The sequence below is a fragment of the Streptomyces alfalfae genome, assembly GCF_004127445.1.
GTDB classification, from domain to species: Bacteria; Actinomycetota; Actinomycetes; order Streptomycetales; family Streptomycetaceae; genus Streptomyces; species Streptomyces alfalfae.
Genome location: NZ_QEXM01000010.1, coordinates 1 through 17,997 on the forward strand (window position 1 = coordinate 1; position 17,997 = coordinate 17,997).

Here is a 17,997-nt window from a genome sequence, read left to right on the forward strand (position 1 = left end):
GCTGGTAGGGGACGCCGTCGTGGTCGGGGAAGACCGTGCGCAGACTCTCGTGCCGGTCGGCCACGTCACCCAGCGCCAACTCCAGAGCCGCCACATCCAACGCACCCGAGATCCGCAGCGCCAACGGCAGGTTGTACGCCGCCGACGCCCCCGGCACCGCCTCCTCCATCCGGTTCAAGAACCACATCCGCTGCTGCGCGAACGACAACGGCACCACATCCGGCCGCACCCACGGCCGCAACACCACACGCCCCCCACCGGAGCCATGACCACCCTCGATCAACCCCGCCAACCCCGCCACCGTCGGCGCACCGAACAACTCCCCGATCCCCACCTCCACATCGAGCACCGCCCGCACCCGCGCGATCAGCCGCATTCCCAGGAGGGAGTCACCGCCCAGCCGGAAGAACGACACATCGGCGCCGACCCGCCCCAGGCCGAGGACTTCGCCGAACAGACCGCACAGCACGTCCTCCAGCGGTGTCGCGGGGCCTCGGCCGCCCTCCGCGCCACCCGTGAAGTCGGGTGAGGGCAGGGCGGCGCGGTCCAGCTTGCCGTTCACCGTGAGCGGCAGCGCGTCCAGGACGACCACCGCCGCCGGGACCATGTACTCCGGGAGCAGTCCGGCCACGTGCTCACGGAGCCGCCCGGGGTCCGCTGCGTGCTCCGCGTCGGGTACGACGTAGCCGATCAGCCGCTTGCCGCCGCCGGCGCCGCCGTCCTCGCGGGCCACCACGACGGCCTGTGCCACCGCTTCGTGTGCGGCGAGGACCGACTCGACCTCGCCCGGCTCCACCCGGAAGCCGCGGACCTTGACCTGATCGTCCGCGCGGCCCATGAACAGCAGCTCGCCCTCGGGCGTCCACCGCACCAGGTCCCCTGTGCGGTACATCCGCTCACCCGCGCCGAACGGGCACGCCACGAACCGCTCCGCCGTCGGCTCCGGGCGGCCCGGGTAGCCCCGCGCGAGACCTGCTCCCGCCAGATACAGCTCACCCACCACGCCGGCCGGGGCGGGCCGGAGCGCGGCGTCGAGGACGTACACCCGACGGTGGGGCAGGGGGCGGCCGATCGGCAGTGCGGGGCCGCTCGCCGCGCCCGCCGGCAGCACGTGCCAGGTCGCGCAGAGCGTGGCCTCCGTCGGGCCGTAGAGGTGCCGCACCGCCACCCGCGGGCACGCCTCCCGTACGCGCGCCACCGCACCCGGCGGCACCACGTCGCCGCCCGTCAGGACCTCGGTGAGGCCCGTGAAGCACTCCGGGGACCCCTCCGCAAGCACCCGGAACATCCCCGCCGTGACGTGCAGCGCCGTCACCCCGTCCGCGACCGCCGCGCGGACGCGAGCCGCGTCGACCACTCCGGGCCCGGCGATCACCACCCGGCCACCCGCGGCCAGCGGCACCCACACCTCGAACAGCGCCACGTCGAAGGCGTGCGGCGCGTGCATGAGCACCGCGTCGCCCGCCCCCACCCGCCACCCCGCGTGGGAGCCCACCAGCGCCGCCACGCCCCCGTGCGGCACCGCCACGCCCTTCGGCACGCCCGACGAGCCCGAGGTGTACATCACGTACGCCAGGTCGTGCGCGCCCAGCGGGACCGGGGTCGCGGGGCCGTCGATCCGGCAGGCGGCGACGGCTTCCCGTACGCCGGGGTCGTCGAGCACCACCGGTGCCTTCGCGGGGCCCGCGGGCAGCGCGTCGCGGTGGGCCGCGGTGCACACCACCGCCGCCGGGGCCGAGTCGGCCAGCAGGAACGCCACCCGCTCCGCTGGGTACTCCACGTCCACCGGCACGAACGCCGCTCCCGCCCGCCACACCGCGAGGAGCGTGACGATCAGTTCCGCGGAGCGCTCCATCACCACGGCGACCCGGTCCCCGCGGCGCACGCCGACGCCCGCCAGGTACGACGCGAGGCGGCCCGCCGCGGCGTCCAACTCCCCGTAGGTCATGTCCTGTTCGCCGTCGGTGATCGCCACCGCGTCCAGCGACCAGGGGAGGTGGCGGGCGAGGAGGGCGGGCACCGTTGCCGCGGCCACCGGCTGCTCGGTGGCGTTCCCGTCCTTCACCATGGCGTCGCGTTCGGCCGTGTCCACCGTGTCGATCCGGCCCACCGGCGTCGACGGGTCGGACACCGCCTTCTCCAGGAAGGTCAGGAACGACCGGTGCGCGGCCCGAAGCCAGGCCCGGTCGTACAGCGCGGGGTTGGCCTCGAGGACGACCGGCATGCCCTCGTCCTCGGACCAGCCGCTCACCAGCACGCCGAAGTCCTCGACGCGCCGGGTCGACAGGTCGCCGACGGCGCCCCGGTGCTCGCCGAACCACAGGCTCTCGCCGGCCGTCGGCAGGACGTTGACGGAGGGGCCGAAGTGCCAGCGGTCGCCCGTCGGCCAGCCGAGTTCGCGGCGCAGCCGCTCCCCTCGGTAGCCCTGGTGGGCGAGGACGTCGCCGATCTCGTGCCCCGCCGCGCGCGCCAGGTCGAGCAGGCTCGCGCCGGCGGTCGCGGGCAGCCGTACGGGGAGCAGGTTGGCCATGGTGCAGGGGGTGCGCCGTGCCCGGTCGCTCGCGCGGCCGGTGACCGGGAGGCTCAGGACGGCTTCGTCCGCCCCGGTCATGCGTCCGGTGAAGGCCGCGAACGCCGCGACGACGAGCCTCGGCCAGCTCACCCCGGCGCGGACGGCCGCCGCGCGCAGCGCCGCCACGGCCGACGGCGGCAGGTGACCCGTCTCGCGCAGCACCTCCTGCCCGCCTTCGCGACCGCTTTGGGACCCTGCGGCCGGGCCGTGTCCGGGGATGGCGGCGAGGTCCGGGCGGTCGGCGAAGCGGTCGAGCCAGTACCGCCGGTCGTCGGCGTACCGCTCGGAGGCGCGGTACGCCGACTCCTCCGCGAGCAGCTCGGCGAGCGGGGCGTGGCCCGCCGGTTCCGGGGACCGCCCGCGCAGCAGCGCCGTGTAGACGTCCGCGAAGCGGCGGGAGACGAGGGAGCAGCCGAAGACGTCCATCAGCAGATGGTCGTAGCGCTGGAACCAGATGTGCCGGTCGGTGGCGAGCCGGAAGAGGACGAAGGAGAAGGGGCGGCCGGAACGCGGGCCGTTCTCCTGGCGCAGTTCCGCGCGCATCCATTCCTCGGCGGCCGTTCCGGGATCGTCGTCGGCGCTGAGGTCCACGGAAAGGAGCAGCGGGGAAGGTAATGCGTCGGGGGCGAGGAATTGCACGGCCTTGTCGCCGTCCTCGGTGAAGCGCGCGTGCAGGGTCTCCGTTTCGGCGACCACATGACGTAATGCCCGCTCGCATACGTGCGCGTCCATCGGGCCCGCTATGTCGATGTACTGGCCGACGCCGTACATCGCGCCGGAACCCTCGACACGCTGCGCCAGCCAGATTCCTTCCTGGGAATCGAGTAAGGGCAGAGTGCGACCAGCTGTGCCGTTCATCATTCCCCCTCGCCGCGCGAAACGCGTCGGCCGATGGCGGTCCCGGGCCGTCCAACTGTGCGCTCCGCGCACTTGGACACGGGGCGGGCGCATCAAAAGCGCGGTGAATTCGATGCTATGGCGGGAGGGGAATCGAGGCGACCGTCCACGGTGACGGCCGCGGGCCCGTCAGGCGTCGGGGGCCGGCGCCGGCCGTCGGCGGGTCAGCCGGAGGCGGCCTGGGGCAGGCGGGGCGTGCCGTTGTGGTGCCGGGCCGACGGGCGGGCGGCCGTCCGCAGCGGGAAGGACACCTCGACGACGAGGCCGCCCACGGACCGGGCGTGCGCCGTCACGGTCGCGCCGTGGGCGGCGGCGATGGAGCGCACGATCGAGAGGCCGAGGCCGTGGTGTCCGTCGCCCGCGGTGCGGTCGAGCCGCTGGAACGGCTCGAAGAGGCGGCCCACCCGCTCCGGCGGGACCACCTTGCCGGAGTTGGCGACCCGTACGACGGCGTGCTCGCCCTCGACGCGGGTGACGACCTTCACCCAGCCGTCCGGCACGTTGTAACCGATGGCGTTGTCCAGGAGGTTGACGATCAGACGTTCGACCAGCGCGCTGTCGCCGTAGGTGGCCGCGTGCCCGGTCGCGCTGTCCACGCGCAGCCCGTGCCGCTCCGCCCGCCCGCGGCAGCCGAGCACCGCTTCCCCGGCCAGTTCCGCCAGGTCGATGGGTTCGCGGTGGTCGAGGCCGCGTTCGCTGCTCGACAGGGTCAGCAGGGACTCCAGGAGCCGCGCCTGCTGTTCGCTCAGCACGAGCAGCCGCTCGAAGTTGGACCGGAACGACTCGACGGTGGCGTCGCGGTCTATCAACGACTCTTCGAGGAGCGCGTGTTCGACGGTCAGCGGCGTACGCAGTTCGTGTGCGGCGTTGGCGACGAAGCGTTTGTGGGAGTCGAGCGCCCCCTCCAGTCGGCCGAGCAGTCCGTCGACCGTGTCCGCGAGGTCCTTCAGCTCATCGGCGGGGCCCTCGACGGCCAGCCGTTCGTGCACGTTGTCCGCGGAGATCCGCTGGATGGTGGAGGTCATCGTGCGCAGCGGCCGCAGCACCCGTCCCGCGACGAACCAGCCGAGGCCGATCGCGATGACCGACATGATCGCCAGCGCTATGCCCGACTCGATCAGCAGGCGGTTCATCTCCAGCGCGTGCTGCCGCTGTGCCTGCCGGCGCTGCGCCTCCGCGAAGCGGTCGAGGACGGTGGACGTGCCGTCGCCCGTGTACATGCGGGCGCCGGAGGGGCCCGACGGGTCGCGGCTGAAGACGAACATGCCGTTCGAGCGGTTGACCAGGATGTACGTGATGGTCAGCAGGACGGCGCCGGAGAGGACGAACAGCCCCCCGTACAGGAGGGTCAGCCGCACGCGGACCCGGCGGGGCATCAGGCGCGTCAGGGCCGGGAAGCGTCCGGCGACCGTCCCTCCGGAACTCCCGGCGCGTGCGGCCGCCTCGCGCAGCACCTTCATTGGCCCACCCCCGCTTGGCGCGTCGCGGCACACAGACGCTTGTCAGGCTACCCCCGGCGGGCGGGCCCGGGGCCCGCCTCCGCGCGACTCCCGCCGACTCCTGGGAACCGGCCCGGACGCCCGGCATCCGCGACGCCGTCGTGCGCGCCGCGGATGCCGGGCGGTCCTCCGGTCCCGTACGGGAGCCCGCTCACCCGTGGCCGGGGGGTGGTCCTCCCTGGCCAGGCCCCGGGCCGTGCGGTCCGGGGCCATGTGGACCAGGGCCTTGGAGGCCGGGCCCGTGCCGGACCGGGCCGGGGCCGCCGGGGCCGCCCGGGGCGATGAACATGCCCGGTCCGCCCGGACCGCCGGGGCTTCCCGGGCCGGCCGTGAACATGGTGCCGGGCGGGCCGCCCGGAGGGCCGCCGACCGGTTCGGGCACGGGCGCCGCGCCGTTCTCGGACCCGCGCGCCGGGGCCGCGCCGTTGTCCGACGGCTGGCGGGAGAACTGCGTGCGGTACAGCTCCGCGTAGAGCCCGTCGAGTGCCATCAGCTCCTCGTGGGCGCCGCGTTCCCGCACCCTGCCCTGGTCGATGACCAGGATCTGGTCGGCGTCGCGGATCGTGGACAGGCGGTGGGCGATCACCAGCGAGGTGCGCCCCTTGAGAGCGGTTTTCAGGGCCCTTTGCAGAGCCGCCTCGGACTCGGAGTCCAGGTGCGCGGTCGCCTCGTCGAGGACGACGATGGGCGGGGCCTTGAGCAGCAGCCTGGCCATGGCCACGCGCTGCTTCTCGCCTCCGGAGAACCGGTATCCGCGGTCGCCGACCACGGTGTCGAAGCCGTCCGGCAGGCTCTCGATCAGGTCCCAGATCTGCGCCGCCTTGCACGCCTCCACCAGGTCCTGTTCGGTGGCGTCGGGCCGCGCGTAGGTCAGGTTGTCGCGGATCGTCGCGTGGAAGAGGTGCGCGTCCTGCGTGACCATGCCGACGGTGTCGTTCAGCGACTTCAGCGTCACGTCGCGGATGTCGCTGCCGCCGATCCTGATGGCGCCCTCGACCGGGTCGTAGAGCCGCGGCACCAGGTGGGTGATCGTGGTCTTGCCCGCGCCGGACGGGCCGACGAGCGCGGTGAGTTTGCCCGCGGGCGCGGTGAAGGTCAGGTCGCTCAGGGTCCAGGTGTTCTGCGCGCGTTCCTGCATGGGCAGGGCGATGGACTCCAGGGAGGCGAGCGAGACGTCGGCGGCCCTCGGGTAGCGGAACGACACCCCGTCGAACTCGATTTCCGGTGCCGTCCCTGCGGCGCTGGTGGCGGGCAGGGGCACGGCGTCCGGCTTCTCGGAGATCAGCGGTTCGAGGTCGAGGATCTCGAAGAGGCGGTCGAAGCTGACGAGTGCGGTCAGCACGCTCGTCTGCGCGCCGGCGAGCTGGTTGATGGGCCCCATCAGCCGGGTGAGCAGGGTGGCGAGCGCCACCAGGGTGCCGATCTGGAAGGTGCCCTCGATGACGAGGCTGCCGCCGAGACCGTAGACGAGCGCGGTGGCCAGCGAGCCCACCAGCATCATCGTCAGGAACAGCATCTTGCCGTAGACGGCGGTCATGACGCCGAGGTCGCGGCCCTTGGCGGCCAGTCCGGAGAACACGCCGGTCTCGCTCGCCGGGCGGCCGTACAGCTTGGCGAGGAGCGCGCCGGTCACGTTGAAGCGCTCGCTCATGAACGAGCCGACCTCGGCGTTGACCTGCATGTGCTCACGCATGATCCGCTGGAGCCGCCCGCCGACGAGCTTTCCCGGCAGGATGAACAGCGGAATGATCACCAGGGAGATCAGTGTGACGACCCAGGACAGATAGAACATGGTGATCAGGACGAGGACCAGCGTCAGTCCCGCCGAGGCCACCGTGGAGAGCAGGGTGGTCACGGCCTGCTGGGCGCCCACGACGTCGGTGTTGAGCCTGCTGACCAGCGACCCGGTCTGCGCGCGGGTGAAGAACGCCAGGGGCTGCCGCTGTACGTGATCGAAGATCTTGGTGCGGAGGTCGTAGATGAGACCTTCGCTGATCCGCCCCGAGTACCAGGCCTCGGCGAAGCCGAGGACGGTGCTCAGCAGTGCGATGCCGGCGACGGCCGCGGAGATCCACACGACCAGTGAGGTGTCCCGCTCGACGATGCCGTTGTCGATCAGGTACATGAAAAGAATGGGCGTGGCCACCACGTTCCCCGCGTTGAGCGCGGTGATGACCAGGAGCATGACGATGTTGAGGCGATACGGTTTCGTGTAGGGGATGACGCGCTTCGCCGTGCCGGGTTTGATTCGCTGTTTGGTAACCGACTCGTCCGGCCCCATCCCGCTCATGATTACCGGCCCCGGGCCACCGATCATGGCCACGAAAACCTCCCGTTTTCGTTGTCGTTTCGGTCCGGGCGCGCCTAACCGGCGGCTTGGTACTTGTCCATCTCCTCGATGAGGCTCTTGGGCCGGATGTCCGTCCAGTTCTCCTCGATGTAGAGGAGGCAGGCCTTGCGCGTGTCCTCGCCGAACACGGTCTTCCAGCCCGGAGGGACTTCGGCGAAGGAGGGCCAGAGCGAGTGCTGGTTCTCGTCGTTGACGAGAACCAGGAAGGTGCCGTTTTCGTCGTCGAACGGGTTGGGCATGACCACTCCGATCATTTCCGTCGGCAGATGACTTTCACGCTATCGGGGGGGCAAGTGGGCCGACAAGGCCGTCCAATTGCCGCTGAACAATGCGGAAAAGACGTCACGGTCCGCGAATTCAGGGACCGGCTGCGGCGAAGAAGTCCGTGATCGCCGCATTCACGGCGGCGGGCCTCTCCAGATAGCCGTAGTGGCCGCATCCGGGGAGCTCGGCATAGGTGCTGTTGGGAAGGGCGTCCGCGACCTCGCGGGAGAGGTGCGGGCGGACGACGAGGTCGTCCTGGAACCCGATGACCAGACACGGGACGTCGATGAGCCGGTAGGCCGCGAGCCGGTCCGGGATGAGCTGGAGCCCGAGCTGGCCGCGGATCTCGGACCGGTCGACGGCGGTCATCTCGAACACGGCGAGCCAGTCCCGCAGCCGCTCCTCGTCGTTCAGCGTGCGCGGCGAGAGGTTCTGCAGGGCCCGCACATAGGCGGCGAAGCGGGGCGGCAGCTTGCCGGCGCCCTCGACGAGCTCCAGATCGGCCGCCGTCATGGCGGCGGTCAGGGCGTCCGTGCGTCCGCTGGTCGCCATCAGAACGGCGGCGCGTATGAGTTCGGGGCGGGCCAGGAGCAGTTCCTGGACGGCGATGGCGCCCAGCGAGTAGCCGACGACGCGGCAGGCGCCCTCGCCCAGGCTCTCGATCAGGGCGGCGACGTCCGCCGCCATGTCGGCGAGGGTGAAGCCGTCGGCGCACGGGTCGCTGGGCGGGATGCCCCGGTTGTCGAGCGTGACGACGCGGTGCCCCGCCGCCGTCAGGGCGGGCACCTGGTGGGTGCGCCACATGCGGCCCGGCGCGCCGGTGCCGGTCACCATGACGACCGGCTCGCCGGCGCCGTACGTGTCGTAGTGGAGCCTGACCCCGTCGAGGCGGGCGATCGGCATCGCGGTGTCCCCTCATCCGTGGCCGGCCGTGGCGTCGTCCCCGGGCGGCCCCGGCCGGTCGGCGCCGAACCGTCCCACCTTGTCGATGACGTCCTGGCCGTAGATGCGGAGGGCCTGTTGCAGCGCGAACTCCGCCATGTACGCGCGGAACGCGTCCGGCGGCTCCTCGGCGAGGTTCAGCATCCGGCGGTTGGCAAGGACCGCGTCGCCGTCGAGCCGTGCCAGGGCGCGTTCGACGGCGGCGTCCATCTCCTCGGGTTCCACGACCTCGTCGACGAGCAGTCGCGCGTCGGGTTCGCTCGCCCTGATCCTGCGGCCCCCGAGGATGACCTGCCGGGCGGCGCGCGGCCCCACGTGCCGGGTGAAGCGGAAGTTGGCGACGCCGGGGATGATGCCCTCCTTGGCGGCGGGGAGGCTGAGGTAGGCGTCGGCGGCCGCGAGCACGTGGTCGCAGACCAGCAGGACCTGGGTGCCGCCCCCGATGGCGAAGCCGTCGACGGCGGCGAGCCACGGCTTGTCCACGTAGGGGGTGTGCCAGTGGCCGGGACCGTCGGCGCGCACGCCCCGCACGAGCTTGTGGAGGTAGCCCAGTTCGCGCCGGAGCAGGAAGCCGGCCAGCGGGATGTCCCCGGAGCTGAGGGCCTTGAGGTCGATGCCCGCGCTGAACACGCGCCGGCCGCGGTACCGCGGATGGCTCATCTCGCCGCCGCGCAGGAGGCCGACCCGTACGGCGGGGTCGAGCAGGGCGAGGTCGACGGCGGTCTCCATGTCGTCGACCTGGCGGGCGTCCTCGGCGTTGAGGCGGTCCTCGCGGCACAGGGTCAGCCGTGCCACGCCGTCGTCGCGCCGTTCGAGGTGCACGGACTCCATCCGCACGACGCCGGTGCGCGTGAACTCCTCCTGGAGTGCCAGGGCGCGGGGCGTCGGCCGGAGCATGGCGTCGAGGAGGTGCGGGCCCGCGACCGGTGAGCGGAGCACCGCCCGCAGGAAGACGCCCTGGTCGATCTCGTGCCCCTCCTTGGCGGCCTGCGGCCTGCTCCGCTCGGCCGCGAGCCGTGCCGCGTCGGGCACCAGGCCCGGCAGTTCGGTGGCGGCGGCGTCGAGGAGTTCCCCGATCCGGGGGGAGAGGGCGCGGCCCCGGGTCAGCCGGTCGTACACGGCGTCGGCGTACGTGTCGAGGAACGCGGCCCGCAGTGCGCGGGCCGCGTCCTTGGCCGCGTCGATCTCGGCCCGCTGTCCGGCGTCGCGCGCGGGCGGCTCGGGCAGGGCCGCCGTCAGCTCGTCGACGCGGGCGACGGCCGCGGCGGAGAGCGCCGCCCAGGCCGCACGGACATCGGGGTCCCGGTGCCCGGGAGCGGCGGGCTGCGCGGGCCGCCCCGGCAGGCGGGTGGTCACGGGGCCGTCACCTCCGGCGTCCCGGCCCCTTGCCGCAGCGCGCGGTCGCAGGCCGCGAGGTGGGCGCCGAGCGCGTCCTCGAAGCTGGTCGTGGCGGCGTCGAACAGCAACTGCCGCCGGATGGCGACCTCTTTGCCGGAGAGGGCGCCGAGCGGTCCGGCGGCGGCCGCCACCGCGGCCTCCGGGTCGTCGGCCAGTTCGTCGACGAGGCCGAGGGACAGCGCCTCGGCGGCGTCGATGGGGCGGCCGAACAGGACCGCCTTGCGGACCCGTGCGCCGCCTGCGAGCTGGACCAGGCGGTAGCCGGCCATGCCGGGCCAGGTCGCCGTCGCGTCGCGCGGCACGATCAGGCGGGTGTCCGGGGCCGCCACGCGCAGATCGGCGGCGAGGAACGCGTCGAGCGCGGTGCCGCCGCAGTCGCCGCGGGCCGCGGCGGCCGTGGCCGTGGGCAGCCGTTCCAGGCGGCGCAGGGCGCGCTCCCACTTGGTGACGAGCGTGACGTCCAGGCCGCCGGTCCAGTCGCCCGTGGGTGCGCCGCTGACGTGGAGGGCCGCGACGCCGGGGGCGTCCTGGTCCTCGGCCCGGTCGCAGAGGCCGGTGACGGCCTCGACCGTCGTGGCCGAGAGGGGTTCGCCGCCGTCGAGCTCCAGTGCGCGGTGCGGTTTCATGGTCCCGTACGTCCTCACCATCGGATGAGCGCCGTTTCGATCGTGGAACCCGGGCCCATGGTCATGAGCACCCCGTGCTCGCCGGGCCGGGTGACGCCCTCTGCCAGGAGGCGTTCGTAGGAGAACAGGAACGAGCCGCTGGAGACGTTCCCGTGGTCGCGCAGCACGCCGACGGTGTGCCGTACGTCGTGGCGGGTCAGCCCGAGGTTGACCACGACGGCGTCGATCACCTTCTTGCCGCCCGAGTGCACCAGCCAGTGCCTGATGTCGCTCCCGCGCAGGCCGGTTCCCGCCAGGAGGCGGTCGACGACCGTCTCGGCGTGCGCGCCGACGACGTAGGGGATCTGCGGGTCCAGGAAGAAGCTGAACCTGCCCAGGTCGCGGTCCCAGTCGTAGCGCATCGCGTCCACGGCGTCGGGGATGACGCAGCTGGCGAACTTCAGGACGGCCGGGCTCTCCCGTCCGTCGGCGCGGGGCGCGCCGCCCGGCTCGGCGCGGAGCGCGACGGCCGCGGCGCCGTCGCCGAAGAGGCTGTTGACGACCGCCGTGCGCATGGTGGAGTCCATCGCGTACGCCGCCGAGCAGGCCTCCACGCAGAGCACCACGGCGAGTTCGCCGGGGTGGGCCGCCGCCCAGCCGGCCTCCACGGCGAGGGCGTTGAGGCCCGCGTTGCAGCCCATGCCGACGATGTCGGCCCTGCCGCAGTGCCGGTCGATGCCGAGGTCCTTGATCAGCAGGGCGCTGAGGCCGGGCGTGAGGAAGCCGGTGGAGGTGACGCAGCAGAGGTGGCGCAGGTCGGCGAGGTCGGCTCCGGCGTCCTTGAGGCAGGCGCGCAGGGCCTCGCCGCCCATGTCCAGGGCCAGCGCCTTGTGCTTGTCCAGCAGGTCGCCCTGGGACTCGGGGGCGCGCACTCCGCGGGCGTCCTCGGCGGGCAGCGTGAGGTTGCGGCGTTCGATCGCGCTGTTGAGGAAGACCGAGCGGACGCGCGGGTCGGTGATCTGGAAGGCGTCGAGCACTTCCCGCTGGGTGTAGGAGGTGGCGCTCACCGCCGTGCCGACGCCGGTCAGCCGGGGGGCCGTCAGGGGCACGCTCCCTTGGACCTCCGGGGCCCGTAGGCCGTCGCGGCCGTCCTGGGTCGCGGGCGGTGCCACGTCTACGGTCATCGGAAGGTCCACCCCCACATCCGTGGCTTGCCGCGATGCTGTTCTCGCATGGTGCCGGTGCCGGTCACGGTGCTGTCCCTTCTGCCGGTGGGTCGCGCTGTCCGCGCGGTCGTGGGCGCGTCAGTGCCCGCTCTGCGCCTCGATGAAGCGGGCGAGCCTGGCCGTGCCCTCGGTGATCTGAGCGGGCGTCAGGTAGCTGGTGGAGAGGCGGATGCCGTGCGGTCCGCCGCCGCCGGGGTGGAAGTACGACATCGGCGTCCAGATGACGCCGAAGTCCTGCGCCGACCTGATCAGCGCCGCGTTGTCCGTGCGGAACGGCACGCGCAGGGTGAGGAAGAAGCCGCCGGTGGGTTCGTTCCAGTGCACTTCGAGGGCCGCGCGCCGCTTTGCCGGCAGGTGCCGGTCCAGTTCCCTGAGCGTCGCCGCCATGGCGTCGCCGTAGTAGGCGGCGGCCGCCGTGTTCAGCTCCGAGACGCGCCCGTCCGCCGCGAGGAGCGCGCCCGCGACGGCGGCCTGGCTGAGCGACGAGGTGTTGACCGTCACCATGCTCTTGATCTTCGCGAGTTCGTCCGCGAGGAGTCCGGTGCGGCCCGAGTCGTCCACGACGGGCTGGTCGGCGACGACGAAGCCCACCCGGGCGCCGGGGAACACCGTCTTGGAGAACGAGCCGATGTGCACGACCGTGTGCCCCTGGTCCATCGACTTCAGGGCGGGGTGGCGCCGCCCCGGGCTGACGAGCCGGTAGGGGCTGTCCTCCAGGACGAGGATGCCGTGGCGGCCCGCGAGTTCGAGGAGTTCGGAGCGGGCCCGGGGGCCCAGGGTGGCGCCCGACGGATTGGAGTGGTCGGGTACGACGTAGAAGGCGCGGGGGCGGCGCCCGCGGGCCCGCTCGCTCCTGATCGCCGCTTCGAGGTCGGCGCACGAGAACCCGTCGTCCCGCTCGTCGACGGGGGTCACCGCGACGTCGAGGAGGCGGGCGGCGCCGGTGATGCCCACGTAGCAGGGGCTGGAGACGAGCAGGACGTCGTCGGGGCCGGAGATGAGGGCGCGCAGCACGAGGAGCATCGCCTCCTGCGCGCCGACCGTCACCACGATGGACTCGGCGGGTACGTCGATGTTCTCGTCGGCCCGCAGCGAGTCGGCAATGATCTCGCGGATCTGCCCCGCGGTGGGCCCGTACTGGTACATGGCGGTGCGCACCTGGCGCGGTGAACTGCCCTGCTCCGCCAGGTGGTCCAGGTAGCGGCGCAGGTGGCCGAAGATCTGCTCGCTGTCGAAGAAGCCGTCGTACGGGCGGCCGGGCGCGAAGGAGATCGCCTCGGGGTAGCGGGAGGTGATCTCGTTGAGGAACGTCATCGTGTCCAGGACCGGGTCGGACACGCTGGCGTGCAGCTCGCTCTTGCGCAGCGGCCGCGCCGCCCGGCCCGGCGGTCGGTCCGGCAGTCGGTCCGGCAGTCGGTCCGGCAGTCGGTCCGGCAGTCGGTCCGGCAGTCGGTCCGCGCGGCGGGGGCCGGTGCGGATCACCTCGGGGCCGATGTCGGTGACCGTGGCGGTGGCGGTGAACGCCATGGCGTCGGCGAACTCCCCGACGAGGCCGTCCAGCGCTTCCGACACCCCGGCGCGTCCGCCCGCCCGCAGCCCGTCCAGCACCGGGCGGCCCGCGAAGACGGCGTCGGCGCCGGAGGCGATCGCGGCGAGGACGTCCGCGCCCCGGCGGACGCCGCCGCTCAGCAGGACGGGGCAGCGGCCCGCCACGGCCTCGGCGACCTCCGGGAGCGCGTCGAGGGCGGTGACCACGACGCCGTCGGCACCGGCGTCGAGCGCCCGCCGCGCGTCGGGGGCGTCGTCGACGCCCGCCACGAGCAGCGGCAGGGCGGTGGCCGCGCGCAGCCACACCACGTCGGCCCGGTCGGCCCGGTCCCGCAGCAGGGTGCGGACGTCGTCGAAGGGGCCGCGCACCCCGAGGTCGGCGGGGGCGGCGACGCGCCGGGCCCGGACGCGGGAGCGGTCGCCGAGCGCGAGGAGCAGCGCCCCGACCCCGGCGTCCTCGGCCCGTGCGATCAGGTGGCGTGCGGTGTCCCGGTCCCGGAACGCGTAGGTCCGCAGCCACGGCGGGACATCAGCGGCCGAGGCGAGTTCGGCGAGGCTCCGCTCCGCGAAGGCGCTCACCACGGCGGGGAGCCCGGCCGCCGCCGCGGCCTGGACGACGGCGAGTTCGCCGCCGGGGCGCGCCGGGGCGTCGAGCGGGCCGACCACCAGCGGCGCCGCCCAGCCGCGGTCGAGGATCTTCACGGTGGTCTCGGGCCGCGCGCCGCTCGCCCGCCCCGCCCGGCGGGCCCGCGTCCCCCGCGTCCGGTCGCCCCCGGCGCCCTGGCGCAGGCCGATGAGTCCGAAGGCCTCGCGGTTCGCCGCGGATACGCGGTCATCGGCCGATGGCGCGCCCTGCGACTTCTCGGGCGGGAAATCCGCGCCCTGTGCGCTTTCGTGCGCGAAAGGCTCGGAATTGTCGGCGTTCTGTTCCGCCATGGATTTCCCCCAGGCTTCGGCGGCTATCGGAAATGCAGCGGCTGACGCTCAGACTCACACGAATCCCGACGGTCCACCAACGTCGTCCAACCGCGTGTTCCGCACACTTGGACATGACCGGACGCGACCGGACACCCGTGCGGCGTCAGGCGGTGGGAATTCTGGTGTCCTTGCGCCCCTCCCTTCCCTCGCGTGCCGGACGCCCGCCGTCGTCCTCCCGTACGGCGTCCCAGCCGTCCGCGGCGAGCGCGGTCACCAGCCGGCCGGCGGTCCCGGCCGGCGCGGCGAACCGCACGGTGAGCCCCGGGCCGCCGCCGGACAGGCCGGCGGCGGCGTCCTCCGCGCTCCCGCCCAGGTCGGTCACGGCGGCGATGAGCCGCGCCAGCTCGCCGGGGCGCTCCGCGACCCTCACCAGCACGCCGTGCCGCTCCGGGGAGGCGGCGTCCGCGGTTCGGCCGTGCCCCGCGGCCGGGATGCCCGCGAGCCCGGAGATGCCGCGTTCGAGCAGGTCCACCAGGGTCCGCATGCCGAGGTCCCGCTCCGCCGCGCCGCCCCGGGCGAGCGCGTCCAGCGCCGGCACCAGACGCGACAGGTCCGCGTGCAGGTCCTTCAGGACGCCCGCCACGGCCGGGGCGTTGGCCTGGAGGATGTCGCCCCAGAGCCGGGAGTCGCCGGCCGCGATCCGGGTGGCGTCGCGCAGCCCCTGCCCGGCGACCCGCGCGAGTCCCGCGGGCCCCTCCCCCAGCCGGGCCGCCATGAGGCTGGCCATCAGATGCGGCACGTGGGAGGTGACGGCCACGGCCGCGTCGTGGTCCCGGCTGTGCATCACGACCGGGTGGGCGCCGCAGAGCGCGACCAGCTCCAGGGCCCGTTCGAAGGCTTCGTCCGAGGTCAGCCGGGACGGTGTGAGCACCCAGTTGCGGTCCCTGAACAGCTCGGCCCGCGCGGCGAGGGGCCCGGACCGCTCGCGGCCCGCCAGGGGGTGGCCGCCGATGTAGCGGGCGGGGTCGGGGGCGCGGCGCAGCGCGGCCCGCTCGGGCCCGGCCTTCACGCTCGCCACGTCGGTGTAGGCGCGGGCGACGCCGCGCTCCTGGGCGTCGGTGAGGACGGCGCCGACCTGGCTGGGCGGGACGGCGATCACGGCGAGGTCGACGGGTTCGCCGGGGGCGCGCGCCAGGCCGGCGCCCAGGGCGGCGGCCGTCCGTGCGGCGGCCGGATCGCGGTCGGAGAGGAACACCGTCACGCCTCGTCCGCTGACGGCGAGCGCCACGGACGTGCCGATGAGTCCGGTGCCGATGACGGTCATGGTGCGCATCACTGAACATCACCCGTTCGAAAAGTACATCGCCCATAAACCGAAAGGCCGCCCACTTTATTCCGGCCGGTTCCGTCGGGCAAAGCCGGTCGTCCATTGTCTTTGTGGTCGGACATGAGGTCCGGATCGTAGAGTCCCCAAAACTCATTTCTCTCCGGATCTGGAGACATTCATGAGCTCTTTGTCTGCGGCGGCGAATCCGCTGGCTGATCTCTCGATCGACCACGTCGAGATGTACGTCGAGGATCTGGAGGCGGCGCGGTCGTCCTGGGTCGACGGGTACGGCTTCAGCGTGGTCGGCACGGGCACCTTCGCGGACCACCGCGGCGTCGCGCTGCGCCAGGGACGCATCGTCCTCGTCCTCACCCAGGCGACCTCGGACCAGCACCCCGCTTCGGCGTACGTGATGGGGCACGGCGACGGCGTCGCCGACATCGCGCTGCGCACCGCCGACCCCGAGGCGGCCTTCCACGCGGCGCTGGCGCGGGGCGCCCTCGCGCACCGCGAGCCCGAACGGCACGCGGGCGGCGGCCCCGCCGTCACGGCGGCGGTCCGCGGCTTCGGGGACGTCGTGCACACCCTCGTCCAGCGCGCTCCCGGGGAGGGCCCGGGGCTGCCCGTCGGCTACGTCCCCGTGCCGCCCGCGCCCGGCGGACCGGCCCGTGACGCGGGCCTGTGCGAGCTCGACCACGTCGCGGTGTGCCTGAACGCGGGCGACCTCGGCCCGATGGTCGACTACTACTGCCGGGCCCTCGGCTTCCGCGACATCTTCCAGGAGCGGATCGTCGTCGGCGCCCAGGCGATGGAGTCGACGGCCGTGCAGAGCGCGTCGGGCACCGTGACGCTGACGCTCATCGAGCCGGACACGTCGGCCGCGAGCGGGCAGATCGACGAGTTCCTCAAGAGCCATCAGGGCGCCGGTGTGCAGCACCTGGCGTTCTCCGCGCGCGACGCGGTGGCCTCGGTGCGGGACCTGGGCGCGCGCGGCGTCGGCTTCCTGCGCACCCCGTCCTCGTACTACGACCTGCTCGGCCGGCGGGTCGGGCTGAGCGCGGAGCGTCTGGAGGACCTGCGGGCGACCAACGTGCTGGCCGCCGAGGACCACGACGGGCAGCTCTTCCAGATCTTCACTGCCTCGACCCACCCGCGGGGCACGCTGTTCTTCGAGATCATCGAGCGGCGCGGCGCCGAGACCTTCGGCAGCGCGAACATCAAGGCGCTGTACGAGGCCGTGGAGCTGGAGCGGACCAAGCAGCGTGGCTTCCACCAGCGCTGAACCGACGTCCGGCCCGCTGCCCGACCCCGGTGTGCACTGCCTGGCCGACGTGGAGCGCGCCGCCGCCGCCGTCCTGCCCGCGGACGTCAGGGACTTCGTGGGCGGGGGCAGCGGCGCCGAGGTGACGCTCGACGCCAACCGAGCGGCGCTGGACCGGGTCCTGCTCGTCCCGCGCGTCCTGCGGGACGTCTCGCGGTGCGTGACGGAGACGTCCCTGCTCGGCTGCCCGAGCCGGCTGCCGGTGGCCCTCGCGCCCGTCGCCTACCAGTGTCTGCTGCACCCCGAGGGCGAACTGGCCGCCGCGCGGGCGGCGCGGGCGGCGGGCGTGCCGTTCACCGTGAGCACCCTCAGCAGCGTGCCGGTCGAGCGGCTCGTCGCGACGGGCGCGGACGTCTGGTTCCAGCTGTACTGGCTGCGGGAGCCGGGGCGCGCCCTCGACCTGGTGCGCAGGGCCGAGGACGCGGGGGCGCGGGCGGTCGTCCTCACGGTCGACGTGCCGTGGATGGGCCGCAGGCTGCGGGACGTGCGCAACCGCTTCGCGCTCCCGGACCACGTGCGCGCCGCCCATCTCGCCCCGGGCCCCACGGCGGCGCACCGGCCCCTCGCGGTCGCCGCGTCCGCGCTGGCCGCCCATACCGAGGCGTCGTTCTCCGCGGCGCTGACCTGGTCGTCGGTGGCGGAGCTGCGGGCGGTGACGCGGCTGCCGCTGGTCTTGAAGGGCGTCCTGGCGGCCGAAGACGCGGTGCGCGCCGCCGAGTGCGGGGTGGACGCGGTGGTGGTCTCCAACCACGGGGGCCGTCAGCTGGACGGCGCGGTGCCGAGCGCCGTCGCGCTGCCGGAGGTCGTGGCGGCTCTGGCGGGCCGCTGCGAGGTCCTGCTCGACAGCGGCGTCCGCACCGGCACGGACGTGCTCAGGGCGCTGGCGCTCGGCGCCCGCGGCGTCCTGCTCGGCCGTCCCGCGCTGTGGGGCCTGGCGATGGCGGGCGAGGAGGGGGTGCGGCGGGTCCTCGGCCTGCTGGCCCTGGAGTTTAGCGACGCGCTGGGCCTCGCGGGCTGCGCGGACGTCCCTGCGGCGGCACGGCTGCGGACGGTCCTCGACGGCCGGGCCCCCCGACTCGCGCGGACGCCCTCACCCTAGAATCGTGGGGTTTGTCCCCGAGCCGCGTACG

Annotated in this window: 12 protein-coding genes; 2 read left to right on the forward strand and 10 right to left on the reverse strand. The window is 73.7% G+C overall.

Annotated features, from left to right (window positions below):
* From DCW30_RS02450 to DCW30_RS02495, 10 genes are all read right to left on the reverse strand, one after another.
* Positions 1 to 3,523: non-ribosomal peptide synthetase (locus tag DCW30_RS02450; protein ID WP_129299876.1), on the reverse strand; the 3,523-nt coding region annotated here is incomplete at its 3' end.
* Positions 3,524 to 3,633: 110 nt separating this feature from the next.
* Positions 3,634 to 4,929 carry a HAMP domain-containing sensor histidine kinase gene (locus DCW30_RS02455; RefSeq protein WP_237283315.1) on the reverse strand — a complete coding sequence of 432 codons (1,296 nt, stop codon included), beginning with the start codon at positions 4,927 to 4,929 and terminating at the stop codon, positions 3,634 to 3,636.
* A 190-nt stretch (positions 4,930 to 5,119) separates the two neighbouring features.
* The gene (locus tag DCW30_RS02460) at positions 5,120 to 7,285 is read right to left on the reverse strand and encodes an ABC transporter ATP-binding protein (protein ID WP_079250322.1); all 2,166 of its coding nucleotides are present in this window, start codon (positions 7,283 to 7,285) and stop codon (positions 5,120 to 5,122) included.
* 47 nt (positions 7,286 to 7,332) lie between these two features.
* Positions 7,333 to 7,557, reverse strand: coding sequence for an MbtH family protein (locus tag DCW30_RS02465; protein ID WP_062781641.1), 225 nt, complete (start codon positions 7,555 to 7,557; stop codon positions 7,333 to 7,335).
* A gap of 118 nt (positions 7,558 to 7,675) precedes the next feature.
* Positions 7,676 to 8,485, reverse strand: a complete 810-nt coding sequence (locus DCW30_RS02470) for an alpha/beta fold hydrolase (protein ID WP_076682856.1) — start codon at positions 8,483 to 8,485, stop codon at positions 7,676 to 7,678.
* Positions 8,486 to 8,497: 12 nt separating this feature from the next.
* The gene (gene dpgC / locus DCW30_RS02475) at positions 8,498 to 9,763 is read right to left on the reverse strand and encodes a (3,5-dihydroxyphenyl)acetyl-CoA 1,2-dioxygenase DpgC (protein WP_076688541.1); all 1,266 of its coding nucleotides are present in this window, start codon (positions 9,761 to 9,763) and stop codon (positions 8,498 to 8,500) included.
* Positions 9,764 to 9,876: 113 nt separating this feature from the next.
* Entirely contained in the window at positions 9,877 to 10,548 is a 672-nt protein-coding gene (gene dpgB, locus DCW30_RS02480; RefSeq protein ID WP_076682858.1) for an enoyl-CoA-hydratase DpgB, read from the reverse strand.
* 14 nt (positions 10,549 to 10,562) lie between these two features.
* Entirely contained in the window at positions 10,563 to 11,711 is a 1,149-nt protein-coding gene (gene dpgA, locus DCW30_RS02485) for a 3,5-dihydroxyphenylacetyl-CoA synthase DpgA (protein WP_079250324.1), read from the reverse strand.
* A gap of 120 nt (positions 11,712 to 11,831) precedes the next feature.
* The gene (locus DCW30_RS02490; protein ID WP_079249883.1) at positions 11,832 to 14,237 is read right to left on the reverse strand and encodes an aminotransferase class I/II-fold pyridoxal phosphate-dependent enzyme; all 2,406 of its coding nucleotides are present in this window, start codon (positions 14,235 to 14,237) and stop codon (positions 11,832 to 11,834) included.
* Between the two features lie 145 nt (positions 14,238 to 14,382).
* Positions 14,383 to 15,552, reverse strand: coding sequence for a prephenate dehydrogenase (locus DCW30_RS02495; protein WP_079249884.1), 1,170 nt, complete (start codon positions 15,550 to 15,552; stop codon positions 14,383 to 14,385).
* Positions 15,553 to 15,724: 172 nt separating this feature from the next.
* Here DCW30_RS02495 and hppD point away from each other — a divergent pair, with 172 nt between their 5' ends.
* Positions 15,725 to 16,828 carry a 4-hydroxyphenylpyruvate dioxygenase gene (gene hppD / locus DCW30_RS02500; RefSeq protein WP_076682862.1) on the forward strand — a complete coding sequence of 368 codons (1,104 nt, stop codon included), beginning with the start codon at positions 15,725 to 15,727 and terminating at the stop codon, positions 16,826 to 16,828.
* The gene (locus DCW30_RS02505; protein WP_237283316.1) at positions 16,809 to 17,966 is read left to right on the forward strand and encodes an alpha-hydroxy acid oxidase; all 1,158 of its coding nucleotides are present in this window, start codon (positions 16,809 to 16,811) and stop codon (positions 17,964 to 17,966) included. The genes hppD and DCW30_RS02505 overlap by 20 nt, the downstream gene beginning before the upstream one ends.
* The last annotated feature ends 31 nt before the right edge of the window (positions 17,967 to 17,997 follow it).